The 26,879-nt window shown below is 63.2% G+C and carries 6 protein-coding genes; all 6 read left to right on the plus strand.

What is annotated here, in order from left to right; translation table 11 throughout:
- Positions 1 to 139 precede the first annotated feature (139 nt).
- The 6 genes from WA225_RS25145 to WA225_RS25170 all read left to right on the plus strand — a co-directional run bounded on the left by WA225_RS25145 (position 140) and on the right by WA225_RS25170 (position 26,685).
- Positions 140 to 880 (plus strand): thioesterase II family protein, encoded by a 741-nt coding sequence (locus WA225_RS25145; protein WP_422610088.1) that lies wholly within the window; start codon positions 140 to 142, stop codon positions 878 to 880.
- Between the two features lie 39 nt (positions 881 to 919).
- Positions 920 to 1,903: a TauD/TfdA family dioxygenase gene (locus WA225_RS25150; RefSeq protein ID WP_422610089.1), complete on the plus strand. Its 984-nt coding sequence runs from the start codon at positions 920 to 922 to the stop codon at positions 1,901 to 1,903.
- 178 nt (positions 1,904 to 2,081) lie between these two features.
- Positions 2,082 to 5,483, plus strand: a complete 3,402-nt coding sequence (locus WA225_RS25155) for an amino acid adenylation domain-containing protein (RefSeq protein WP_422610090.1) — start codon at positions 2,082 to 2,084, stop codon at positions 5,481 to 5,483.
- A complete protein-coding gene (locus tag WA225_RS25160) occupies positions 5,480 to 13,303 on the plus strand; it encodes an amino acid adenylation domain-containing protein (protein ID WP_422610091.1) in 7,824 nt (2,607 codons plus the stop codon). The genes WA225_RS25155 and WA225_RS25160 overlap by 4 nt, the downstream gene beginning before the upstream one ends.
- A 13-nt stretch (positions 13,304 to 13,316) precedes the next feature.
- Entirely contained in the window at positions 13,317 to 25,637 is a 12,321-nt protein-coding gene (locus tag WA225_RS25165) for a non-ribosomal peptide synthase/polyketide synthase (protein WP_422610092.1), read from the plus strand.
- Positions 25,638 to 25,710: 73 nt separating this feature from the next.
- The gene (locus WA225_RS25170) at positions 25,711 to 26,685 is read left to right on the plus strand and encodes an alpha/beta hydrolase (RefSeq protein WP_422610093.1); all 975 of its coding nucleotides are present in this window, start codon (positions 25,711 to 25,713) and stop codon (positions 26,683 to 26,685) included.
- Positions 26,686 to 26,879 lie beyond the last annotated feature (194 nt).

Consider the following 26,879-nt stretch of genomic DNA (forward strand, 5'->3'; position numbering starts at 1 on the left):
GCTTACATAGCTGACCGGTTGCCAACGGTGAGAGTTCATTCGGCAGAGTTTCCGCCACCTGAAGTGATCGGCCAGTCGACTAATTCCCGCGTCACCTCATCCGTTCTCTTTTACAGATAACCCTATTGAGGTAAACGCGGTGACAAAGCTGACACTGCTGTGCCTGCCCTATTCGGGCGCCAGCGCCATGGTCTACAGCCGCTGGCGGCGCCAACTGCCGTCGTGGCTGCACCTGCAACCGGTGGAATTGCCCGGGCGCGGTGCCCGTTTCGACGAACCCCTGCAAATCGACATGCGCGCGCTGGCCCGGCAACTGGCCCGCGAGCACAAGCCCGGCTTGCAGACGCCTTACGCGCTGTTCGGGCACAGCCTCGGCGCGCTGCTGGCGTGCGAGCTGGCCCATGCCTTTCGCGAACTCGGTGCGCCGGAGCCGGTGGCGCTGTTCGCCTCAGGCACCGCCGCGCCGACGATGCGCAGTGACTACGATCGCGGCTTTGCCGAAGCGCGCAGCGATGAAGAATTGATCGATCAACTGCGCACCTTCCAGGGCACCAGCGAAGAAGTTTTGGCCAATAAAGAACTGATGAGCCTGACCCTGCCGGTGCTGCGCGCCGACTTCATGATGTGCGGGCGTTTCACGCCGGCGCAGCGGCCCTTGCTCAATTGCCCGGTGCATGTGCTCGGTGGCAAGGAAGACCGCGCGACCACCGAGCAACTGATCGGCTGGAGCAAGGAAACCCTGGGCAGTTTTTCCGTGGACATGATGACCGGTGGGCATTTCTTCATTCATGAACACGAAGCCCGGGTCATTCGCACGATCAAGACCCATCTGGAAGTCCATCACCGCCGTCATGCGCAGGCAGCGGCGCCGGCCTTTTAGCGCGCGGTTTACCTATCGAGTGATTACAGGAGGCCAGTCATGGCTGTTGCTGTGGGATTTTCCGTTCGGCCACTGCTGCCGCAACGGGGGCGCTTGCCGTTGTTGGTGGAAGCGACCGATGCGGACACTGACTTGTTGGTGGTGTTCGATGAATTGAAAGAACTGGTGGACGAGCATCTGCTGCGCGACGGCGGGGTGCTGTTTCGCGGCTTCCGTCTGAACGGTGCCGAACAGTTCCGGCAGTTCGCGGCCAGTTTTGGCCATCCGTTGTTGAACTATGAGTTCGGCTCGACGCCGCGCACCAACGTGACGCAGGGCGTGTACACCTCCACCGAATACCCGGCGCACCAGAGTATTCCGCTGCACAACGAGCAGGCTTATTCCCGCGACTGGCCGATGAAGATCTGGTTCTACAGCATGATCGCGGCCAAGTCCGGAGGCGAAACGCCGATTGCCGACAGCCGTGAAGTCTATCGGCGGATTCCGGCGGCGATTCGCGAGCGCTTCGTCAGCAAAGGGCTGATGTATGTGCGCAATTTCGGCAATGGCCTGGATGTGGCTTGGGAAGATGTCTTCAACACTGAAGATCGCGAAGTCGTCGAGGCCTACTGCAAGGCCCACGGCATTGTCTGCGAATGGAAGGACGACGGTGAGTTGCGCACCCGCCAGACCTGTCAGGCGGTGGCGGTGCATCCGGTGACCGGTGACAACGTCTGGTTCAATCAGGCGCACCTGTTTCACATTTCCAACCTGCAAGCGGAAGTGCGTGAAAGCCTGCTCGATATCGTCGACGAAGAAGATTTGCCGCGTAACGTCTATTACGGCGATGGCTCGGCGATTGAAGACGAGGTGCTGGCGCAGATTCGTGCAGTGCTCGATGAGTGCGCGATCAGCTTCCCCTGGCAGGAAGGCGATGTGCTGATGCTCGACAACATGCTGTCGGCGCACGCACGTTCGCCGTTCGAAGGTCCGCGCAAAGTGATTGTCGCCATGGCCGAGGGGCACTCACAGGGTCCGCTCTGAGCCAACCCCACGCGCAATGGTAAAACTGCCGAAGCCGGTCTTGTACCGGCTTCGGCATTTGTTTGCCTGCCGTCGGGCCGCTGTTGCGCCAGCGCGCTAAATCATCGCGTTTGTCATTCGTTCTTGTTGATACGACCGGGTCTCCTGGTCACGCCGCCGATCAGCAAGGACCCCATGCATGAATGCCGCAGACGCCCAGAAACTAGCCCGTCGCTTTATCGAACTGCCACAGGACAAACGCCGTTTGTTCCTCGCCGGCATGGCCCGTGAGGGCATCGATTTTGCGCAGCTTCCCATGACTGCCTGTGTCGGTGTCGCCGAGCGGGACGGGCTTTCATATGCCCAGCAGCGGATGTGGTTTCTCTGGCAACTGGACCCGCACAGTGCCGCTTACAACTTGCCGATGGCGGTGCGCCTGACGGGCGACCTGCAAGCGCAGGCGCTGGAGCAGGCGTTCAGTCAGTTGGCGGCGCGGCACGAATGCTTGCGCACCACCTTCGGCCAGGAAGGTGAACGTGCATTTCAGCGTGTCGCTGAACCGCAGCCGTTGAAACTGCCGATCAGCGATCTCGGTGCAGTGCCCGAAGCCCAGCGCTGGCCGCTGGCGCAACAGCACATGATGGCTGAGGCCGGTCAGGCCTTCGATCTGGAGAACGGCCCGCTGCTCAGCCTGCGCCTGTTGCGCCTGGCCGAGCAGGAGCATGTGTTGCTGCTGACCTTGCACCACATCATCGCCGATGGCTGGTCGATGAACATTCTCATCGATGAATTCATGCGCACCTACGATGCCCTGGTCGCGGGGCGCGAGCCGTCATTGCCGGCACTCATCGTGCACTACCGCGATTACGCGCTGTGGCAACGCAGTTGGCTGGAGGCCGGTGAGCGCGAGCGTCAGCTGGATTACTGGCGCACGCAGTTGGGCGACGAGCATCCGGTGCTTGAGCTGCCGACCGATCGTGCCTATCCGGCGCAATCCAGTCATCAGGGCGCGCGTCTGGAAACGGTCATCGATGCGGCGCTGCGCCAAGAGCTGAAAAGCCTCGCGCAACGTCAGGGTGTAACGCTGTTCGTGGTGCTGTTGGCCGCGTTCAAAACCTTGTTGCACCGCTACAGCGGCCAGACTGATATCCGCGTTGGCGGGTTGATCGCCAACCGCACCCGCAGCGAAACCGAAGGGCTGATCGGCTTCTTCGTCAACACGCAAATCCTGCGCAGCGAAGTCACCGCGCAAACGCGCTTTGCCGACCTGTTGCAGCGTTTGCGCGAGGCCGCACTCGGCGCGCAGGTTCATCAGGATCTGCCGTTCGACGCCTTGATCGAAGCTTTGCAGCCGGCGCGCAGCCAAAGCCACAATCCACTGTTCCAGGTGATGTTCAACCACCAGCCGCTGGTGACCGATTTGCAGCAGGTGCAACTTGAGTCCGGTTTGCAGGTGGGCTATTTGACTGAGGAGCAATTGGCCGGCAGCGGTCGCCAACATGCGGCCACCAGCGACCTGATGCTCGACACCCGCGAGGAGGGCGAGCAATTGTTCGCGGCCTTCACGTATGCCACCGATATTTTTGATGCCGCGACCATCGCCGCGATGGCCGGGCATTGGCGCAACATCCTCGCGTCCGTGTGCCGTGATCCGCAGCAAATCGTCGGCGAAGTCGAGTTGCTGGCGCAGGCCGAACGGGCACAACTGATTCAGGCCACCGAGGCAGAACCGGTGTTCGCCAGTGTGCAGACCCTGTTCGAAGCACAAACGGCGCGCACGCCGCAGGCAGCGGCGGTGATTCTGGCGAGCGAACCGTCGCCGTCACTCACCTACGCCGAGTTGAACAGCCGCAGCAATCGTCTGGCCCATCAATTGCGCGCTCGCGGTGTCGGCCCTGACGTGCTGGTCGGCGTGGCGCTGGGGCGCTCGCTGGAACTGGCGGTGGCATTGCTGGCGGTGCTCAAGGCCGGCGGCGCTTACGTGCCGCTGGATCCGCAAACCCCGGCCGAACGTTTGCGCCACGTACTCGATGACAGCGGTCTGAAACTGCTGCTGACCGATCGCGAAAGCCTCGCCAGCCTGCCGGATCTGGATGACGTCGATTGCCTGTGCCGGGAGCAACTGGCCGAGAGTGATCGCGCCGACAATTTGCCGGTGACGGTCGAAGCGCAAAACCTTGCCTACGTGATCTACACCTCAGGCTCGACCGGTCGCCCGAAAGGTGTCGCGGTCAGTCACGGCGCGCTCAGTGAGTTCATCGCCCGCGCCATCGATTACAGCGACCTGCGTGAAGGCGATCGCGTTCTGCAGTTCGCCACCAGCAGTTTCGACGGTTTCGTCGAGCAGTTTTTCCCGCCGCTGTGCCATGGCGCCGCTGTGGTGCTGCGCGATGCGCGACTGTGGGACAGCGCGGCGTTGCATCAAGTGATTGTCGATCACGGCATCACCCTGGCCGACTTGCCGGCGGCTTACTGGTATTGGCTGGTGCAGGAATATGCCGCTAATCCACCAAGCGGCTTCGGTGCGCTGCGGCAGATTCACGTCGGTGGCGAAGCGATGGCGGTGGACGGTTTGCGCCTGTGGCAACAGGCCGGTCTGGGCCATGTGCGCTTGCTCAATACCTACGGACCGACCGAAGCCACGGTGGTATCGACCATTCACGACTGCACGGCGCTGACAGCGGACGCGGTGTCGTGGCGCGGCATTCCGATCGGCCTCGGTCTCGACGCGCGCCGCCTGTACGTGCTGGACGATGATTTGAACCTGCTGCCGCAAGGCGCGGTGGGCGAGTTGTACATCGGCGGGCCGGGCCTGGCGCGGGGTTATCACCGTCAGCCGATCCTCAGCGCCGAGCGCTTTATCGCCGACCCGTTCGCCGATGGCCAGCGCCTGTACCGCACCGGTGACCGCGCGCGCCTGCGCGCCGATGGCGCCGTCGAGTACATCGGTCGGGTCGATCATCAAGTGAAGATTCGCGGTTTCCGTATCGAACTGGGCGAAATTGAATCGCGCCTGCAGCAATGCCCGGGCATCCGTGAGGCGGTGGTGCTCGCGGTGCCTCTGAACGGTGGCTTGCAACTGGTGGCCTACGTGGTCAGCGATCCGGCCGTGCTGCAAAACACGGCGACGCAAGCGGCGTTCCGTCAGCAAATCCGCGCGACGCTGCAAGCCAATCTGCCGGACTACATGGTGCCGGGCCACTTGCTGTTGCTGGCGAACCTGCCGCTGACACCGAGCGGCAAGCTCGATCGCAAGGCCTTGCCAGCGCCGGATCCGGCGCAGTTGCAGGGCGATTATCGCGCCCCGCAATCGGACGCCGAGCGTTGTCTGGCGCAGATCTGGGCGGATGTCCTGCAAGTTTCGCGGGTGGGTCTGGACGATCACTTTTTTGAACTGGGCGGCCACTCGCTGTTGGCCGCGCAAGTGATCGCCCGGGTGAAAAGCCAGCAGGGCGTGGTGCTGCCGCTGCGCAGCCTGTTCGAGAAACCTGTGCTGGCTGATCTGGCCGCCGCGCTGGCGCAACTGGCTGATGGCGCAACGAACGACGACTGGTCCGACATGGATCAGTTCATGAATGCTTTGGAAGGAGAAGAAGTATGAGCGGCACCATGGCGGAACGTATCGCGAAGAGGTTCGTCGGCTTGCCGCTGGAACAGCGTCGGCTGTTTCTGGCCAGGCTGCGCGCAGACGGCAAGGACTTCAGCCTGTTGCCGCTGCCGGTCAGTCGTCACGATGTCGCGCCGATTCCGTTGTCGTTCGCTCAGCAGCGTCTGTTGTTTCTCTGGCAACTCGAACCGCAAAGCGCCGCTTACAACATGGCCGCCGGCCTGCGCCTGAACGGGCGTCTGGACGAAGTTGCACTGCAGCGTTCCTTCGATCATCTGGTGGCGCGCCATGAAGTCCTGCGCACGGTGTTCCAGACTGACGGTGATCAGCCGCATCAGGTGATCCTTGCGCAGCAACCACTGACTGTGGAACGCATCGATCTGACCGGCCTGCCAGCGTCAGAGCGCGAGCAGGCGTTGGCACAACAGGTGCAGAGCGTCACCGCACGGCCATTCGATTTGCGTCACGGGCCGCTGCTGCGGGCCAGTCTGTTTGTGCTGGCCGACGAGGAATTCGTGCTGGTGGTGAGCATGCACCACATCGTCTCCGATGGCTGGTCGATGGACGTGATGGTCAAGGAGTTCGTCCAGTGTTATCAGGCGTTCAGCCTCGAACGCGAACCGCAATTGCCAGCGCTGGCGCTGCAATACGCTGACTATGCGATCTGGCAGCGGCGCTGGCTGGAGGCCGGCGAGGGCGAACGCCAACTCGATTACTGGCGCCAGCAACTGGGTGAAGAGCACCCGTTGCTGGAAGTGGCGCCGGACTTTGCCCGGCCACTGACGCAAAGCTTCGAGGGCCAGACCCTGAGTTTTGATTTCGGTGCGCCGTTGTCCCTGCAACTCAATGCCTTTGCCCGCAGCCAGGGCATCAGTCTGTTCATGCTGGTGCTGGCCGGGTTCTCGCTGTTTCTGTCGCGGCAGGCCGGGCAGCGTGACATTCGCGTCGGCGTGCCCAATGCCAACCGTGGCCGCGCTGAAGTCGAAGGACTGATCGGCTTTTTCGTCAATACCCAAGTGCTGCGTTGCGAAGTGGATGAGCGCGGCAGTTTCGAGGATTTGCTGGCGCGGGTGCGCGAAGCTTCGTTCGGTGCGCAGGCGCATCAGGAATTGCCGTTCGAGCAACTGGTGGACGAGTTGGTCGCCGAACGCACCCTGGGCCACAACCCGTTGTTCCAGGCCAAGTTCAACCAGAACGTCGGCATGCAGAAACAGCGCGCGATGGCTCTGCCAGGGCTGACTGTTGCCGAATATCCGCTGGACAAGGACGGCACTCACTTCGATCTGGCGCTGGACATTACCGATGACGGTACGCTGATTCACGGTCAGATGACTTATGCCAGTGATCTCTATCGTGCGGCGACGGTCGAGGCTTTCGTACCGGCCTTGCTCGGTCTGTTCAGCGCGTTGCTGGAAGCACCGCAAGCGCCACTTCACCGCATCGCCACGCTCGCGCCGGCCACGCTGAACGCACCTGCAACACCGGCATTGCTGGTGTTGCAGCACTGGGACCGCGAAGTCGCCCGCCAGCCTCAAGCACTGGCCGCGCGCGACCTGAATCAGGCCTTGAGTTTTCAGGCGCTGGATCAGGCGGCCAATCGACTGGCCCATCATTTGCGCGCCCAAGGCGTGCGCGACGGCCAACCGGTGGCGGTGCTGATGGAGCGTTCGCTGGACTGGCTGACCTGTGTGCTGGCGATCTTCAAGGCGGGCGCGGTGTACATGCCGCTGGACGTCAAGGCGCCGGACGCCCGCTTGCAGCAGATGCTCGGCGCTGCGAAAGCGCGGCTGCTGTTGTGCGCCGAAGGCGATGCGCGTGTCTGCGGGTTGGCGGTCGCCGGCTGTCAGGGTATCGCCTTTGCAGCGCAGCATTGGCAGTCAATGCCGGACACTTGCCCAGCCGTGACGCTGTGCGCGCAATCACCGGCGTACGTGATTCACACCTCTGGTTCCACCGGGCAACCGAAAGGCGTACTGGTCAGCCACGCTGCGCTGGGCAGTTATGTACGCGGTGTGCTGGAACGGCTGGCGCCGGCAGCGGACAGCAGCATGGCGCTGGTCTCGACCATTGCTGCGGATCTGGGCTTTACCGTGCTCTTCGGTGCGCTGTGTTCCGGGCGCCTGTTGCATGTTTTGCCGGAAGAATTGGGCTTCGATCCGGACCGCTTTGCCGAGTACATGGCCGCGCATCAAGTGGGCATACTGAAAATTGTCCCGGGCCATCTGGCCGCGTTGTTGCAGGCCGCGCGGGCTGCCGACGTGCTGCCGGAACACGCGTTGATTGTCGGCGGTGAAGCGTGCTCGCCGGCGCTGGTCGAGCGCGTGCGCCAGCTCAAACCGGACTGCCGCCTCATCAACCACTACGGGCCGAGTGAAACCACGGTGGGCGTGCTGGCCCATGAAGTCGGTGATCTGAGCCTGACGCGCAGCGTACCGGTCGGTAGCGCGCTGGCCGGCGCTCAGGTTTACGTGCTCGACGATGTGCTGAACAACGTCGCCGATCAGGTGGCCGGCGAGTTGTACATCGGTGGTGACAGCGTGGCGCTGGGCTACCTGAACCAGCCGGGGCTGACCGCTGAGCGCTTCCTGCCCGATCCATTCGGCGCGCCGGGTGCGCGGGTGTATCGCAGCGGTGACCGGGTACGCCGCAATCGTCAGCAAACGGTGGAATTCATCGGCCGTGCCGACGATCAGGTCAAGGTGCGCGGTTATCGCGTGGAGCCGGCGGAAGTCGCGCGGGTGCTGCTTGGTCTCGACGGCGTCAGCGAAGCGGCAGTGCTGGCGCTGGCACTGGATGACGAGCCGACGCGTCTGCAACTGGTGGCGTGGTGTGTGCCGGCGCCGGGGCTGACCTTGCAGGCGCAGACGCTGCGCGAGCAATTGCAGGCGTGCCTGCCGGACTACATGGTGCCGGCACAGATTGTCCTGCTCGAACAACTGCCGCTGACCGCCAATGGCAAACTCGACAAACGTGCCTTGCCGGTGCCGGGCGTGGTCACTCAGCACTTCGTCGCGCCAGTGGGTGAAGTCGAAGAAAAACTCGCGGCGATCTGGGCCGACGTGCTCAAGCTTGAGCGTGTGGGCAGCAGCGACAACTTCTTCGAATTGGGCGGCGACTCGATCCTCAGCCTGCAAATCATTGCCCGGGCCAAACGCCAGGGCATCAAGCTGAGCCCCAAGCAACTGTTCGAAAAACAGACCATCGGCCAACTGGCGGCTGTGGCCAAGCTGATCGAAGCCAAACCCGTCGCGGCGGCACCGGTCGCTCGCGGACCGTTGCCGTTGTTGCCGATTCAGGCACGCTTCTTCGAAACCGCGATTGCCCAGCGTCAGCACTGGAACCAGTCGGTGATGCTGCAGCCGACCACACCGCTCGACGCCGCGCATCTGCGCACGGCGCTGGCGGCGCTGATCGAACAGCACGATGCGCTGGCGATGAATTTCCAGGCGTGCGCCGACGTGTGGCAGGCAATGCCGCAGACCCAGCGTGATCCAGAGCTGTTGTGGGTGCGTGAGCTGGACAGTCTGGACGCTTTGCCGGCACTGGCCGACGACGCCCAGCGCAGTCTGAATCTGCAACAAGGGCACTTGGTGCGGGCACTGCTGGTGAACCTGCCGAACGCTGAGCAACGCCTGTTGCTGGTCATCCATCACCTGGTGGTCGACGGCGTGTCGTGGCGCGTTCTGCTGGAAGATCTGCAGCACGCTTACGCCGCGCTGGCGGCGGGCACGCCGCTGGTCCTGTCGGGCAAAAGCAGCTCGCTGCACAGCTGGGCCGAGCATTTGCAGCGTTACGCGCAGAGTGAGGCGCTGGCCGCTGAGAGCGCCTACTGGCGGCAAACCCTGGCGGCGGGCGACGCGCAACTGCCACGGGATTTTCCGCAGGACACCCAGACCCGCGCACAAGCGGCCCGGGCCAGCACGCGCTTGAGTCAGACGCTGACGCACAAACTGCTGAAAGTGGCGCCAGCGGCGTATCGCACGCAGATCAACGACCTGTTGCTGACGGCACTGGCGCGGGTGTTGTGCGACTGGAGTGAACAGCCTTCGGTACTGATTCAGCTCGAAGGTCATGGTCGTGAAGATCTGTTCGACGACATCGACCTGAGCCGCACCGTGGGTTGGTTCAGCAGCCTGTTCCCGGTGCGCCTGACCCCTGAATCGACGCCGGGTGCGTCGCTGTGCGCGATCAAGGAACAGCTGCGTGCGGTGCCGGGTAAAGGCATCGGATTTGGTGTGCTGCGTTACCTCAGCCGAGCCGCCGAGTTGCAGGCATTGCCGCAGCCGCGCGTGACCTTCAACTACCTCGGCCAGTTCGACGGCGCGTTCAACGCCGACGCCGGCGCGTTGTTCGTGCCGAGCGGCGAAAGCACCGGCGCCAATCAGGACGCGGCCGCGCCGTTGGGTAACTGGTTGAGTGTTGACGGTCAGGTCTATGGCGGTGAGCTGGAGTTGACCTGGACTTTCGGCAGCGGCATGTATCGCGCAGAAACCGTCGCGGCGCTGGCCGAAGCCTACCGGCGCGAACTGGAGCGACTGATCGAGCATTGCTGCGACAGTGGCGAAGCGGCTGTGACGCCGTCGGACTTCAGTCTGGCAACGCTGACCCTGGCACAACTCTCGGCGCTGCCGATCCCGGCCCGCGACATCGTCGACCTCTATCCGTTGTCGCCGATGCAGCAGGGCATTCTGTTCCACAGCGTCAACGATCCGCACAGCCCGGCGTACACCAACCAATTGCGCGTCGATGTGCAACAACTCGACGCCGAGCGTTTCCGTCAGGCCTGGCAGCAAACCGTTGATGCCCACGAGATCCTGCGCACCGCATTTGTCTGGCCACAAGACGCTGGCGCCGCAGTACAAGTGGTGCGTCAGAGTTCGCAGATGCCATGGCGCGTGCAGGACTGGCGCGCTCGTGCTGACCTCGGCGCGGCGCTGGAGCAACTGGCCAGCGAGGACTTGGCCAACGGTTTCGACCTGACCGGCGCGCCGCTGTTGCGCGTGACCCTGGTGCGCACGGACGAGGCCACGCATCACCTGATCTACACCTGCCATCACATCCTCATGGACGGTTGGAGCACCTCGCAGTTGTTCGGCGAAGTGCTGCAACGTTATGCCGGCATGACCCCGGCGGTCGGGCAGGGGCGTTATCGCGATTACATCGAATGGCTGGGGCAACGTGATCAGCAGGCCAGCCGTGATTTCTGGACGACCGCCCTCGCGGATCTTGATGAACCGACGCGTCTGGCCGGTGCCTTGTCGGGCGGGCAGCACGCGGCCAGCGGTTACGCCGATCACGAGCACGTATTCAGCGAGACCTTGACGGCGGAGTTGAACCGCTTCGCCCGCGAGCAGAAAGTCACTCTCAACACCGTGGTGCAAGCGGCGTGGCTGCTGCTGTTGCAGCGTTACACCGGGCAGGACCACGTGGCCTTCGGCGCCACGGTTGCCGGGCGTCCGACGGATTTGCCGGGCGTCGAGCAGCAGATCGGCCTGTTCATCAACACCTTGCCGGTGGTCGCGGCGCCGTCCGCCGAGATCGTCGTCAGCCAGTGGCTGCAACAGGTGCAGGACGTCAATCTGGCCCTGCGTGAACACGAGCACACGCCGCTCTACGACATTCAGCGTTGGGCCGGTGCCGGTAACGGCGCGTTGTTCGACAGCATTCTGGTGTTCGAAAACTACCCGATGGCCGAAGCGCTGCAACAGGGTCCGGCCACCGGTCTGACGTTCTCGGCGATTCGTCGTCAGGAACAGACCAACTACCCGCTGACGCTGGTGGCGGTCACCGGGCGTGAGCTGAGCCTGGGGATCAGTTACGACCGGGCCAGTTTCGATGCAACGGCAATCAGCGGTTTGAGCGCGCAACTGCAAGGCCTGCTGACGCAGTTCCTCGCCGATGCCACGCAGCCGCTGGGTGCGCTGCAATTGCTCGCCGAACCGCAGCGTCAACAGGCCATCGCTTGGGGCAAGGCCGACGTCACGGCGACGGACGCGCGCACGGTGCTGGAACACCTCGCCGCGCAGGTGCAGCGTCAGCCACAAGCACACGCGGTGCTGTTCGCTGAACAACAGATCGGTTACCAAAGCCTCGATGCCCGGGCCAATCGCCTGGCGCACAAGCTGCAAGCAATGGGCGTCGGACCGGAGGTGCGCGTCGGCGTGTGCATGCGGCGCACGCCGGACATGCTCGTGGCGCTGTTGGCCATTCTCAAGGCCGGTGGCGCCTATGTGCCGCTGGATCCGGACTACCCGCAGGAACGGTTGCTGCACATGCTCGATGACAGCCGCGCCGCTGTGCTGATCACCGAGCCGGCCGCTCTGGCGCTGCTGCCGCAGACACTGAGCGCGCAGGTGCTGTTGGTGGACGAGGGCGCGTTGAGCGCGTTCCCGGCCAGCGCACCGCTGGTGAAGGTCTCTGCGCAGAATCTGGCGTACGTCATCTACACCTCGGGCTCCACCGGCAAACCGAAAGGCGTGGCGATCACCCACGGCAACCTGTCGGCGCTGATTCAGTGGTCGGCCGGGGTCTATCGCGCAGAACAACTGCGCGGCGTGCTGGCATCGACATCAATCTGCTTCGACCTGTCGGTCTGGGAGATCTTCGTCACCCTGGCCTGCGGGGGTTGCCTGGTGTTGGCGGACAATGCGCTGGCGCTGGCTGATTTGCCGGCCCGCGAACAGGTCACGCTGATCAACACGGTGCCGTCGGCGATTGCCGCGCTGCAACGGGCCGGGCAGATTCCGCATTCGGTCGCGACCATCAACCTGGCCGGCGAACCGCTCAAGCAAAGCCTGGTCGACACGTTGTACGCGAGCACCTCGGTGCAACAGGTCTACGACCTTTACGGGCCGTCGGAGGACACCACCTATTCGACCTTCACCCTGCGCACCCCGCAGGGGCAGGCGAACATCGGCCGGCCGTTGCCGAACACCGTGGCCTATCTGCTCGACAGCCAGTTGCAAGTGCTGCCGGGCGGCGTGCCTGCCGAGTTGTATCTGGGCGGCGCCGGTGTCACTCGGGGTTATCTGCTGCGCGCGGCACTGACCGCCGAACGCTTTGTGCCGAACCCGTACGCCAGCAACGGCGAACGCCTGTACCGCACTGGCGATCTGGTGCGCCAGAGCAGCGACGACAACATCGAATACATCGGTCGGGCCGACCATCAGGTGAAGATTCGCGGCTTCCGTATCGAACTCAGCGAAATCGAAGCGCGCTTGCTGGAGCAGGACGAGATCCGTGAAGCCGTGGTGCTCGCGCAGGACGGTGCCGCCGGCAAGCACCTGCATGCCTACGTGGTCGCGGCGCAGCCAGTGGTCGATCAAACGCTGTTGGCGGAACGCTTGCGCAATGCCCTGGCCAGTCGCTTGCCGGCGCACATGGTGCCGGGCCACTTGCACCTGATCGACGCCATCCCGCTGACCCCCAACGGCAAGCTCGATCGCAAGGCGCTGATGGCCTTGGGCGCCAGCCCGGCGCAGCCGCACTATCAGGCGCCGCAAAGCGATTTGCAGTGGCAGGTGGCGACGATCTGGCAGGAGGTGCTCGAGGTCGAGCAAGTGGGCCTCGCGGACAACTTCTTCCAGCTCGGCGGGCACTCGTTGCTGGCCACGCTGGTGGTGACGCGGATCAAGGAGCGTCTGGGCGACAAGGTGCCGCTCAAGGAGTTGTTTGAAACCGATACCCTCAAGGCGTTCTGCGCGCGAATCGAGGCCCTGCGCGTCGAAATGTCGCCCGTTCAGGATGAATTGGCTAAATCCCTGGAGGCCCTCAAACGTCTATCCCTCGATGATCTGGAAAAACTGATTTCTTGAGAGGGAAAAACGCGTGCAAGAGTTAATCGAGTCGGTAGGACAACTTTCGGCTAAGCAAAGAAAGGCTCTGGCGGTTCTGCTCAAGCAGAAAGGCGTCAACCTCTTTGACATTGCCCCGGTTTTCAAGCGCACGGCTGAAGAGCCGTTGCTGCTGTCCTACGCTCAGCAGCGCCAGTGGTTTCTCTGGCAGTGGGCGCCGCACAGTGCGGCCTACAACATTCCGACGGCCCTGCGTTTGCAGGGCCCGCTGGATGTCAGCGCGCTGGAGCGCAGCGTCGAGGCGCTGATCGAACGACACGAAACCTTGCGCACGGTGTTCTCCCAGGAAACCGCGCAACCTTTGCAAGTGGTCCTGCCCGCAGGGCCCTTTGCACTGGAGATCCATCAACTGAGCGCTGAGCTGGCCAACGACGCGGAGGCCTCGATCCAGGCGTTCGTGCAGACCCAGAGCCAGAAAACTTTCGACCTGCAGCACGGCCCGCTCTTGCGCGCAGCGTTGCTGCAAGTCAGCCCCAATGACCATGTGCTGGTGCTGACCCTGCACCACATCGTCTCCGATGGCTGGTCGCTGCAAGTGATGATCGAGGAACTGGTGCAGCTCTATGCCGGTTTCAACCTTGGTCACGACGCCGGTCTGCCGGCACTGCCGATTCAATACGCCGACTACGCCTTGTGGCAACGGCAGTGGATGGAGGCCGGTGAGCAGGAGCGGCAACTGGCCTACTGGCAAGAGAAACTCGGCGGCGAGCAACCGGTGCTGGAACTGCCGATGGATCGCCCGCGTTCCATTGAGCAAAGCTTCGCCGGTGCCAGCCACAACCTGATTCTCGACCCGGCGCTGAGCAACGCGCTCAAGGCCTTCGCCCGGCAGGAAAACGTCACCCTGTTCGTGGTCTTGCTGGCTTCGTTCCAGGCCTTGTTGCACCGCTACAGCGGTCAGGCCGACATCCGCGTCGGCGTGCCGAATGCCAACCGCGGCCGGGTGGAGATCGAGCGGCTGATCGGCTTTTTCGTCAACACTCAGGTGCTCAAGGCCGACATCGACGGGCAGATGACTTTTGTCGATCTGCTGCGTCAGGTCAAACAGACCGCACAAGAAGCGCAGGCCCATCAGGACTTGCCGTTCGAGCAACTGGTCGAAGCGCTGGAACCGGGCCGCAGCCTCAGTCACAGCCCGCTGTTCCAGGTGATGTTCAACCATCAGGCCGAGCGCCGCGCGAGCGTCGAAACCCGCTTGAATGGCCTGAACATCGAACCGCTGGAATGGCAGAGCCAGACCGCGCAATTCGACCTGACCCTCAACACCACCGAACAGGCGCATGGCATCGAAGCCGTGCTCAAGTACGCCACCGATCTGTTCGACGCCGCGACCATCGAACGTCTGGCGCAACACTGGAACGCGCTGTTGCAGGCCATCGTCGCCGCGCCGACCCAGCGCATCGGCCAGTTGCCGATGCTCGATGCCGGCCAGCAGCAACAATTGCTCGCGCAATGGAATCCCGAGCGGATCGAGCAACCGCTCGAGCAGTGCATTCACCAAGCCATTGAAGCGCAGGCCGAGCGGCATCCCGACGCGATCGCCGTGACGTACGACGGGCAACGCCTGACGTATGCCGAACTCAATCGCCGCGCCAACCAGTGGGCGCATGCGTTGATCGCCCGTGGCGTTGGCCCGGACGTGCGTGTTGGTGTCGCGGTCGAGCGATCGCTGGACATGATTGTCGCCATCCTTGCCGTGCTCAAGGCCGGTGGCGCTTATGTGCCGCTGGATCCGGGCTACCCGGATGATCGCTTGAGCTACATGATCGCGGACAGCGGCATCGAGCTGCTGTTGACCCAGGGTCATCTGCTCGCGCAACTGCCGGTGCCACCGGGGCTGGCGTGCCTCGATCTGCATCAGGCGCCAGAGCCCGGCAACGAAACCAACCCGCCGTGCCTGACCTCGCCGGACAGCCTGGCGTACGTCATTTACACCTCCGGTTCCACCGGCAAACCGAAAGGCGCATTGCTGCCGCACGGCAACGTCATGCGGTTGTTCAGCGCCACCGAACACTGGTTCGATTTTGGCCCGCAGGACAGCTGGACGCTGTTCCATTCCTACGCCTTCGACTTCTCGGTCTGGGAGATCTTCGGCGCGCTGCTGTACGGCGGCAAACTGGTGGTGGTGCCGCACGACATCAGCCGTTCTCCGGAAGATTTCTACACGCTGCTGTGCGATGAAAATGTCACCGTGCTGAACCAGACGCCATCGGCGTTCAAGCCCTTGATGCAGGTCGCTAGCGAGTCGCCGCGCAACAACTCTCTACGTTACGTGGTGTTCGGCGGCGAGGCGCTGGAAGTGCAGAGCCTGCGCCCGTGGTTCGAACGCTTCGGCGACCATGCGCCGACGCTGATCAACATGTACGGCATCACTGAAACCACGGTGCACGTGACCTACCGGCCGTTGTCGATGGCCGATCTTGAACAAAGCCACAGCAGCCCGATTGGCGAGCCGATTGTCGACCTGTCGTGGTACTTGCTCGACGGCGCGCTGAACCTGGTGCCGCAAGGCTGCATCGGTGAGTTGTACATCGCCGGTGCCGGTCTGGCCCGGGGCTACCTGAATCAGGCCGGCATGACCGCCACGCGATTCGTTCCCGACCCCTTCAATCCGCAGGCCGGCGAACGCCTGTATCGCACCGGCGACCTGGCGCGGCTGCGCGGCGACGGGGTGATCGAATACATCGGGCGGATCGACCATCAGGTGAAGATTCGCGGCTTCCGTATCGAGCTCGGCGAAATCGAAGCGCAACTGCTCAAGCACGCCGACGTGCGCGAAGCGGTGGTGCTGGCGGTCGACGGTATCAGCGGCCAGCAACTGGCAACCTGGATCGTCGCCAACGAGGCGCTGGATACCGAAGGGCAGGGCGCACTGCGCGATTCGATCAAGGCGCATTTGCGCGAGACCCTGCCGGATTACATGGTCCCGGTCAGTTGGGCGTTCCTTGAGCGTCTGCCGCTGACCGCCAACGGCAAACTCGATCGCAAGCAACTGCCGCACCCGGAAGTTGCCCAGGTGCAGGAAGTCTATGCGGCGCCACGCAACGAACTGGAACAGCGTCTGGCCGAGATCTGGCAGGACGTGTTGAAGGTCGAGCGTGTCGGCCTCAACGACAACTTCTTCGAGCTGGGCGGCGACTCGATCATTTCGATTCAGGTGGTCAGCCGCGCGCGTCAGGCCGGCATTCGCTTCAGCCCCAAAGACATCTTTCAGCATCAGACCGTGCAGCGTCTGGCGACCGTCGCGCAACAGAGCGACGCGGTGCAGATGCAGCAGGGCGAAGTACTCGGCGAAGCGCTGCTGACACCGATCCAGCATTACTTTTTCAACAGTGACATCCCGGCGCGGCATCACTGGAACCAGTCGATCCTGCTGACCCCGGCCACCGCGCTGCAAGCGGCGCCGCTGGAGCAGGCGCTGTTGCAACTGCAACGCCATCACGACGCCTTGCGTCTGCGTTACCGGCAAACCAACGATGGCTGGCACCAGAGCCACGCGCCTGCCGATCAGGCGCACGCCTTGCTGCGCACGGTCACGCTGGACGACAGTGCGGCATTGCCGGCGCTGTGCATGGACTTGCAGCGCAGCCTCGATTTACTCGATGGCCCGCTGATTCGTGCCGTGTTGGTCGATTTGCCGGACGCCAGTCAGCGTCTGTTGCTGGTGATCCATCACCTGGTGGTCGATGGCGTGTCGTGGCGCATTCTGCTGGAAGATTTGCAAAGCGCTTATCAACAACTGAGCAGCGGTCATGCTGTGCGTCTGCCGGCCAAGACCAGCGCGTTCAAGGATTGGGGCAAGCGTCTGCAGGTGCATGCCCGCAGCGCTGAAATGGCAAGCGAACTGGATTACTGGCGCGGGCAACTGCGCGAGGTGTCGGTCGAGCTGCCGCTGGACAACCCGCAGGGCCAGTTGAGCAACCGTTTCGAGCGCAGCGTCGATACGCGTCTCGACGCCGAACGTACCCGTCAGTTGCTGCAACAGGCACCGGCGGTTTATCGCACCCAGGTCAACGACTTGCTGTTGACCGCGCTGGCCCGCGTGCTGTGCCAGTGGACGAACACCGACAGCGCACTGGTACAGCTTGAGGGGCATGGTCGCGAAGATCTGTTCGATGACATCGACCTTAGCCGCACGGTGGGTTGGTTCACCAGCATGTTCCCGGTGCGCCTGACCCCGGACGCCAGTCTGGAAACTTCGATCAAAGGCATCAAGGAACAACTGCGCGCGATCCCGCACAAAGGCCTCGGCTATGGCTTGCTGCGTCATCTGGGCAGCGCCGAGTCGCAAGCGGCGTTGAACGGTCTGGCGCAACCGAAAGTGACGTTCAACTACCTCGGCCAGTTCGACAACAACTTCGATGAACACGCCTTGTGGGTGCCGGCCACTGAAGACAAGGGCGCCGGCCAGGACGAAAACGCGCCGATGGCCAACTGGCTGACCATCGATGGCCGGGTTTATCAGGGCCAGTTGAGCCTGACCTGGACCTACAGCGGCGATGTCTTCGAAGAGGCGACCATCAACGCGTTGGCCCGCGCCTACGAAGTGGCGCTGGGTGAGTTGATCGACCATTGCCTGAGCCATCCGAGCGGCGGTTTGACGCCATCTGACGTGCCGTTGGCCGGGTTGTCCCAGGCGCATCTGGACAGCCTGCCGATCGCCGCCCAGCGCATCGAGGACATCTATCCGCTGGCGCCGATGCAGCAAGGCATTCTGTTCCACAGCCTGTACGACGCCGATGCCAGCGCCTATGTCTATCAGATGCTGCTGGATATCGACGGCCTCGACGTGGCGCGTTTCCAGCACGCCTGGCAGCGCGTTGTGGATCGCCATGAAGTGCTGCGTGCCGGGTTCATCTGGGGTCGCGATGGCCTCGATGCGCCGCTGCAAGTGATCAATCGCCAGTTGACCCTGGAAATGCCCGAAGTCGATGTGCGCGGTATGGCGGACTTGCCGGCCGTGCTCGAAGCGCGGGCGCAGGCTGATCGCGAAAGAGGTTTCGATCTGCAGAATCCGCCGCTGCTGCGCCTGTGCCTGCTGCGCACGGCTGATGATCGCCATCGCCTGATTTTCACCTGCCACCACATCCTCATGGATGGCTGGAGCAACTCGCGGATGTTCGGCGAGGTGTTGCAGGATTACGCCGGCCACCCGGTGCCGAGCGCGCAGGGCCGCTATCGCGATTTTCTGGTCTGGCTGCAAGGTCAGGACAAGGCGGGCGCGCAGGATTTCTGGCGCGGACAACTGGCCGCACTGGACGAGCCGACCCGACTGGCGTCAGCTTGCCACGGCCGTACCGTGCCGGGCCCGGGCAAACAGATGCATCGCCTGCATTTCGATCAAGCCTTCACTCAGCGCTTGAACGGTTTCTCCCGTCAGCAGCAAGTGACCCTCAACAGTCTGGTGCAAGCCGCGTGGCTGTTGGTGTTGCAGCGCTACACCGGTCAGGCCACGGTGGCCTTTGGTGCGACCGTGTCCGGGCGTCCGGTGGACCTGCCGGGCATCGAGCAGCAATTGGGCCTGTTCATCAACACCTTGCCGGTGATCGCCAGCCCGCAGGCCACGCTCAGCGTTGGCGACTGGGTGCGCAGCGTGCAGGACAAAAACCTGTTGCTGCGCGACTACGAGCAGACGCCGTTGCAGGACATCCAGCGTCTGGCTCAGTTGAGTGGCGAAGCGCTGTTCGACACCTTGCTGGTGTTTGAGAACTATCCGGTGTCCGAAGCGCTGGAAGCCAACCCGGGCGGTTTGCGTTTCGCTGGCCTGGAGCACCGCGAGCAAACCAACTACGGCCTGACCCTGATCGCCGGGGCCAGCGAAGTCTTGAACCTGGACTTCAACTACCTCACCGAGCACTTCGCCGAACGCAGCGTGCTCAGTCTGGCAGGGCATCTGGAAGAAGTGCTGCGGCAGTTCATCGAGGCGCCGCAGCGCCTGCTCGGTGAAATCGGCCTGCTGCCACTCGCCGAACGCCAGACCCTCGCGCAATGGAACGACAATCACGGCGCGTATCCCGTTGAACAACTGATTGCGCAGAGTTTCGAGCGTCGCGTCGCGGCGCATCCTCGCGCACTGGCGCTGAGTCATGCTGGCGTGGGCTTGAGCTACAGCGAACTCAATCAACGCGCCAACCAGTTGGCTCATCATCTTGTGGCACTGGGTGTCGGTGCGGAAATCCGTGTGGGCGTGGCGATGCCGCGTTCGGCGGAGCTGGTCATCGCCCTGATGGCGGTGCTCAAGGCCGGTGGCACCTATGTGCCGCTGGATCCGGATTACCCGGCGGATCGCGTGGCTTACATGCTCGACGACAGTCAGGCGAAGGTCTTGCTGACGCAGCAGTCGCTACTGGCGCAACTGCCGCAGACCGATGCGCAGGTGGTGCTGGTCGAAGCCGGTGGTGCGGCATTTGCCGAGCAGCCTGCGGACAATCTTCCTGCGCGCGGGGATTCGGCCAATCTGGCTTACGTGATTTACACCTCCGGTTCCACCGGCAAGCCGAAAGGCGTGGCCATTGCCCACCGCAACGTGCAGGCGCTGATTCACTGGTCCGCCGAGGTCTACAGCGAAGCCGATCTGCAAGGTGTGCTGGCGTCGACGTCGGTGTGCTTCGACCTGTCGGTGTGGGAGATCTTTGTCACCCTCGCACGCGGCGGCTCGATCGTCATGGCGCGCAATGCCCTCGAACTGCCGGACTTGCCCGAGCGCGATCAGGTGCGCCTGATCAACACCGTGCCGTCGGCGATTGCCGCGCTGCAACGCACCGGGCAAATTCCGCCGGGCGTGCGCATCATCAACCTCGCCGGCGAGCCGCTGAAGCAAAGTCTGGTCGACACGCTCTACCGCGAGACGGCGGTGGCGCACGTCTACGACCTGTACGGGCCGTCGGAAGACACCACCTATTCGACCTGTACCCGCCGTGAACTCGGTGGGCAGGCGAACATCGGCCGGCCGCTGGTCAACACCACGGCCTACCTGCTCGATGCTCAATTGCAGCAAGCGCCGCTGGGCGTGGCCGCCGAACTGTACCTGGCCGGCGACGGCATCACCCGTGGCTACCTGTTCCGCCCGGGCCTGACCGCCGAACGTTTCGTGCCCAATCCATTCTCGAGCAGCGGCGAGCGCATGTACCGCACCGGCGACCTGACCCGCTTCAGCGATGACGGTCGGATCGAATACGTCGGGCGTATCGATCATCAGGTCAAGGTGCGCGGCTTCCGCATCGAACTGGGTGAAATCGAAGCGCGTCTGCTCGCTCAGGACAGCGTGCGCGAAGGCGTGGTGCTGGCGGTGGATGGCCACAGCGGCCAACAACTGGTGGCGTATGTGGTGCCAAGTGACAGCAGCCTCAGCCTCGAACAACTCGACGATTTGAGTGAAACGTTGCAGGCCGTGCTCAAGGCGCATCTGCCGGACTACATGGTGCCGGCGCAGTGGCTGTTCCTCGAACAGTTGCCGCTGACCCCCAACGGCAAACTCGACCGCAAGGCCTTGCCGGCAGCGGACGTCAGCCAGGCGCAGCGCGAATACGTAGCGCCGTCGACGCCGCTGGAGCAGCAACTGGCCGAGGTCTGGCAGGACATTCTGAAGATCGAGCGGGTCGGCGTGACCGACAACTACTTCGCGCTGGGCGGCGACTCGATCATCTCGATTCAACTGGTCAGCCGTGCGCGTCAGCAGGGAATTCGTTTCACCCCCAAAGACCTGTTCCAGCAGCAGACCGTGCAGAAACTCGCCGCTGTGGTTACGCTCGAGTCGTCGACCGACGAGGCGCCGGCGGATTATTCGCTGGCCCGACTCGATCAGGCGCAACTCGATGCGTTGCCAGTGCCGGCCGACATGATCGAGGATGTCTACCCGCTGTCGCCGATGCAGGAAGGCATGCTCTTCCACACCCTGTCGGATAACGGCAGCAGCCTTTACGTGCAGCAGGTCAGCCTGCCGATCAAGGGCCTGGACGTGGAGCGCTTCCGCCAGGCGTGGGAATTCGTCATCGCCCGTCAGGCGATTCTGCGCACCAGTTTCCATTGGCAGGACGGCCTGGCCAAACCCTTGCAGGTGGTGCATCGCCATGCGCCGTTGCAAATGCAGGTACTTGATTGGCGTGATCGGGAGACGAGCGAGGAACTGATTGCCGAGTTCGCCAGCGCTGACCGTGCGCTCGGTTTCAATCTGGCCGAAGCGCGTTTGTTGCGGGTGACCCTGCTGCGCCTGAGCGACGATCAGTACCAGATGATCTGGACCAGCCACCACATTCTCATGGACGGCTGGAGCAGTTCGCGGCTGTTCGGCGAGGTGCTGCAGTATTACGCCAAGGGCGAAATCATTGGCGAGAACGGTCGCTACCGCGACTTTATCGCCTGGCTGCAGGCGCAGGATCAGGACGCCCAGGAATTGTTCTGGAAGGCGCGTCTGGCGGCCGTCAACGAGCCGACGGCACTGAGCCAGGCGATGCACCCGCGCCACAGCGCCGATGTCGCCGGTCACGATGCGATCTATTCGAACTGGGATAAAGCGCAGACCGCGCGACTGTTGCAGTTCTGCCGCGACCTGCGCATCACCCCCAACACGCTGATTCAGGGCGCGTGGCTGCTGCTGTTGCAACGCTACACCGGGCAGCAGACGGTGACGTTTGGCGCCACGGTGTCGGGGCGTCCGGAAAGTCTGGCGAATGTCGGCAACATGCTCGGCCTGTTCATCAACACCTTGCCGATCATTCAGACGCCGCAAGCCGATCAGTGTCTGGCTGACTGGTTGGGCGAAGTGCAGGCCTACAACCTCGATATTCGCGATTATTCCCAGGCGCCGCTGGCCGATGTACAGCGCTGGTCCAACCTCGGTGGGCAGGCGCTGTTCGACAGCATCGTGGTGTTCGAAAACTTCCCGATCGACGATCGCTTGCAGGAAGACAACGACACCGACCTGACCTTCGGCAAATCCATCGGCCACGGCGTGACCAACGTGCCGATGGACCTGGCGGTGATGCTCGGCGACGAGTTGTCGATCGAATACCTGTACCTGCGCAGCCACTTCAGTGCCGAGGCGGTTGTCGGTATTCGCCAGACCATGGAAAACACCCTCGCCGCGATGCTGGCCGCGCCGTACGAACGCCTCGGTAATTTGCAGCGCCTGAGCGGCGAGCAATGGCAAGCCGCGCAGGCCTGGAGCGCTGAACCGGCACACAGCCATCAAGCGGCGCTGTTGCCGGAACTGATCAGCCGTCACGCGCAACAGCAGCCGCAGGCCATCGCCCTGCAATGCGCCGGGATGAACCTGACTTACGCTGAACTCGAGCAACGTGCCAACCGACTGGCGCACTGCCTGATCGAACACGGCGCCGGGCCGGAAGTGGTGATCGGCGTGGCCTTGCCGCGTTCGCTGGAAATGGTCGTGAGCTTCCTCGCCGTGCTCAAGAGCGGTGCGGCGTATGTGCCGCTGGACATCGATTATCCGCCGGAGCGTCTGGCCTACATGATCGAAGATTCGGGCATGGCGCTGTTGCTGACCCAGAGCAGCCTGCGCAGCACGTTGCCAGCGCCGCAAGGCCTGCTGCGTCTGGAAATCGATCACCTCGATGAAAGCCGTTATGCCGACCACGCCCCCGACTGCCGGGTGCAGGAACAGGGTCTGGCGTATCTGGTTTACACCTCGGGTTCGACCGGGCGACCGAAAGGCGTTGCGGTGACACAAGGCCCGCTGAGCATGCACTGTCAGGCCATCGCCGAGCTGTACGAAATGGACGCCAGCAGTTGCGAGCTGCACTTCATGTCGTTCGCCTTCGACGGGGCCCATGAGCGCTGGTTGAGCACCTTGTACAGCGGCGGTCGCCTGGTGATTCGCGACGGTTGCCTGTGGACACCGGAGCAGACCTATCAGGCGCTGCACGACTACGGCATCACCATTGCCTGCTTCCCGCCGGCCTATCTCAAACAACTCGCCGAGTACGCGGCGGCCAGCGGTATTGCGCCGCCACCGGTGCGCATCTATTGCTTCGGCGGTGACGCGGTGCCGGATCAGACCTTCGAGCAGGTCAAGGCTGCGCTGCGTCCGCAGTACTTCACCAACGGCTACGGCCCGACCGAAACCGTGGTCACGCCGATGCTCTGGAAAGTCCCGGTCAGCCAACATTGCGAAGCGGCGTACGCGCCGATCGGTCGTGCCGTGGGCGCGCGCTCGCTGTACGTGCTGGACGAAGACCTGAACCCGCTGCCGCCAGGCTTTGCCGGTGAGTTGTACATCGGTGGCTATGGCGTCGCCCGGGGTTATCACGGCCGTCCGGACCTGACCTGCGAGCGCTTCGTACCCAATCCGTTCGCGGCGGGCGAGCGCCTGTATCGCAGCGGCGATCTGGTGCGTTTACGCGCCGACGGTGTGGTCGATTACGTCGGCCGTATCGACCATCAGGTCAAGGTTCGCGGCTTCCGCATCGAACTGGGTGAAGTCGAGGCCAGTCTGCGCCAGTTGCCATCGGTCACCGATGCACTGGTGATCGCCCGCGACAATGCCTCCGGCAAGCAACTGATCGGTTATGTGGTCACCGCGAGCGGCGAGGACATCGGCGATGAACTCAAGGCGGGCCTGCGCACCTCGTTGCCGGAATACATGGTGCCGGCGCAGATCGTTTGCCTCAGTGCTTTCCCGGTGACACCGAACGGCAAGCTCGATCGCAAGGCGCTGCCGGAACCTGAGTTCAAGACCGAGCAATACCTCGCGCCGCGCAACAAGCAGGAAAGCTTGCTCGCGGACATCTGGGCGCAGGTGCTGCAGGTCGAACAAGTGGGCATCAGCGATAACTTCTTCGAACTGGGCGGCGACTCGATTCTGAGTTTGCAAGTGATCTCGCGCGTCAGAAACCACCCGACGTTGCAGATGGACCTCAAGCTGCGCGACCTGATGCGTTATCAGACCATCGCCGGCATCGTCGAGCAGGAAGCGGCGAAGGAGGGCACGCCACAACCGCAAACGGACGTCACGCACATGGCCGCCGAGGGCCTGTTCAATCTCTTGCCGATTCAGGAGTGGTTCTTTGCCGAAGGCATGGCCGAGGCGCATCACTACAACCAGTCATTGCTGTTGAGTGCGCGCCAGCCGCTGGACCTCGATGCACTCGAGCAGGCACTGGGCTGGATCGAACAACATCACGACTCGCTGCGCCTGCGTTTCTCCCACGAAGGCGGGCGCTGGTTGCAGCGCTACTGCGACCGCAGTGAACAGGGCGAGGCGTTGCTCTGGCGGCGCGAGGCGGACAACAGCGAGCAGGTCGAAGCCTTGGCCAACCTCGCCCAGCGCAGCTTGAAACTCGACGACGGGCCGGTCTGGCGGGTGATGCATGTCGCCTTGCCGGATGGCCAGGCGCGCCTGCTGGTGGTGATTCACCACTTGGTGGTCGACACCGTGTCGTGGCGAATTCTGCTCGACGATTTGAAAGTGGCGTACGAGGCCTGCGTGCAGGGGCTCGAGCCGAAACTGCCGATTCGCACCAGCAGTTACCGATCATTCGCCGAGGCCTTGCAGGCGCAGGCACCGGTGATTGCCGAGCAGGAACTGGCGTACTGGCTGGAGCAACTGGATCAGCCGGGCGTCGACCTGCCTTGCGACAACCTGCGCGGCAAAAACCTCGTGCGTCAGCAGGCGCAGGCGCGGCTCAAACTGTCCCGCGAGCACACTGAACAACTGCTCAAACAGGCTCCGGCGGTGTACGGCACGCAGATCAACGACCTGCTGTTGTCGGCGCTCAGCCGTGCCCTGTGCCGCTGGAGTCAACAACCGTCGGCGCTGATCCTGCTCGAAGGCCATGGTCGTGAAGACCTGTTCGAGTCCATCGACCTGAGCCGCAGCCTCGGCTGGTTCACCAGCATGTTCCCGGTGCGTTTGCGCCCGGACAGCGACGACATCGGTCAGTCGATCGTCAACGTGCAGGCGCAGTTGGCGGCAGTCCCGCACAAAGGCATTGGCTATGGCGTGTTGCGGCATCTGGCTGGCGCTGCGGTGTCGCAGCAACTGGCCGAGCTGCCGCAAGCGCGGGTTACGTTCAACTACCTGGGGCAGTTCGACCAGAGCTTCGACGAGCAGGCGCTGCTGGTGCCAGCGCTGGAAGAAACCGGTGACAACTACAGCCTCAAAGCCAATCTGGGCAACTGGCTGGAAATTGTCGGCCAGGTCTATGACGGTCAGTTGGCCTTGCGTTGCATCTACAGCAGCCAGCGTTATCGCGCCGGCACCATGGATGCCTTGATGAGCGATTACCAGCGTGAGCTGGAAGCGTTGATCGAGCATTGCATGGCACGCGCGGGCTGATCGCCGCACGCTCAGTCATCTTCGGGGCGTTGCCGCGGCGCGCCCCTTTTTTGCCGATACAAGGATTTTAGCGATGTCGTTACACCCTGATCTGGAAGCCTTCCTCGACCTGGCCCAAGACAGCCAGGACGCCGGCCTGCCGGCCATGCACCAAATGACCCCGAGCGAAGCCCGCGTAACTTTCGAGCAGACCACGGCGCAACTGCGCTGGCCGGCGCCTGAAGACCTGTTGGTCAGCGAAATCGACACGTCGGCACGCGATGGTGCGCCGCTGGCACTGCGGCTGTATCGCCCCAACGCTGCGGTCTCGCCGATGCCGGTGCTGGTGTATTTCCATGGTGGCGGTTTTGTTGTCGGCAGCCTCGATTCACACGACGGCGTGTGCCGCGAGTTTTGCCAGCGCACGCCGTGTGCGGTGTTGTCGGTCGGCTATCGACTGGCCCCGGAGCATCGTTTTCCAACGGCGCTGGAGGATGGCGAAGACGCCTTGTCATGGTTGGCGGAAAACGCCGTGAGCCTTGGCCTTGATACTTCGCGCGTGGCGTTTGGTGGCGATAGTGCCGGTGCGACCCTGGCCACGGTGCTGGCGATTCAGGCGGTGGTGCAACCGCATACTGTGGCCATCGCGCCGAAGGCACAGTTGTTGTGCTATCCGGTGACCGATGCTTCGCGCGTGCATGATTCGCGGTTGTTGTTCAGCGAGGGGTATTTGTTGGAGAACGATACGCTTGACTGGTTTTATCAGCATTACGCTCGCAGTCCGGAGGATTATCTGGACTGGCGCTTTTCGCCGTTGTTGGCGGAGGATCTGCGGGGGGTAGCGCCGGCGATTGTGTTGTTGGCGGGCTTTGATCCGTTGTTTGATGAGGGGCAGGCTTATGCCGATAAATTGCGGGGGCAGGGGGTGAGTGTCGAGGTTGAGCATTGTCCGGGGCTGACGCATGATTTGCTGCGGATGGCTTCGGTGATGCCTGATGTTTTGCGGGTGCATGAACGCTTGAGCGGGGCGTTGGCGCGGGTGTTGGGTGAATATCCGTTGCTGCGGTAACGGCTGCTTAGGGTTCCGCCCTTACGGCGGGTCACTTTTTACAAACGCCTAAAAAGTAACCAAAAACGCTTGCTCCTGCGTGCGGCCCGCTCGCTGGGGCTCGGGGTTCCTTCGCTGCGGGATCGATCCGGGCGCAGCGCCTACGGTTTGCTTCGCTGCACCTCCTCTCGCTGTGTTTGGCTGCGCCAAACGGT

Origin of the sequence: Pseudomonas sp. (assembly GCF_049300855.1) — a bacterium.
Taxonomy (GTDB): Bacteria; Pseudomonadota; Gammaproteobacteria; order Pseudomonadales; family Pseudomonadaceae; genus Aquipseudomonas.

Coding starts and splice junctions, on each gene's coding strand:
- WA225_RS25150 (WP_422610089.1), top strand. CDS start 920: ATGGCTGTTGCTGTGGGATTTTCCGTTCGGCCACTGCTGCCGCAACGG.
- WA225_RS25155 (WP_422610090.1), top strand. CDS start 2,082: ATGAATGCCGCAGACGCCCAGAAACTAGCCCGTCGCTTTATCGAACTG.
- WA225_RS25160 (WP_422610091.1), top strand. CDS start 5,480: ATGAGCGGCACCATGGCGGAACGTATCGCGAAGAGGTTCGTCGGCTTG.
- WA225_RS25170 (WP_422610093.1), top strand. CDS start 25,711: ATGTCGTTACACCCTGATCTGGAAGCCTTCCTCGACCTGGCCCAAGAC.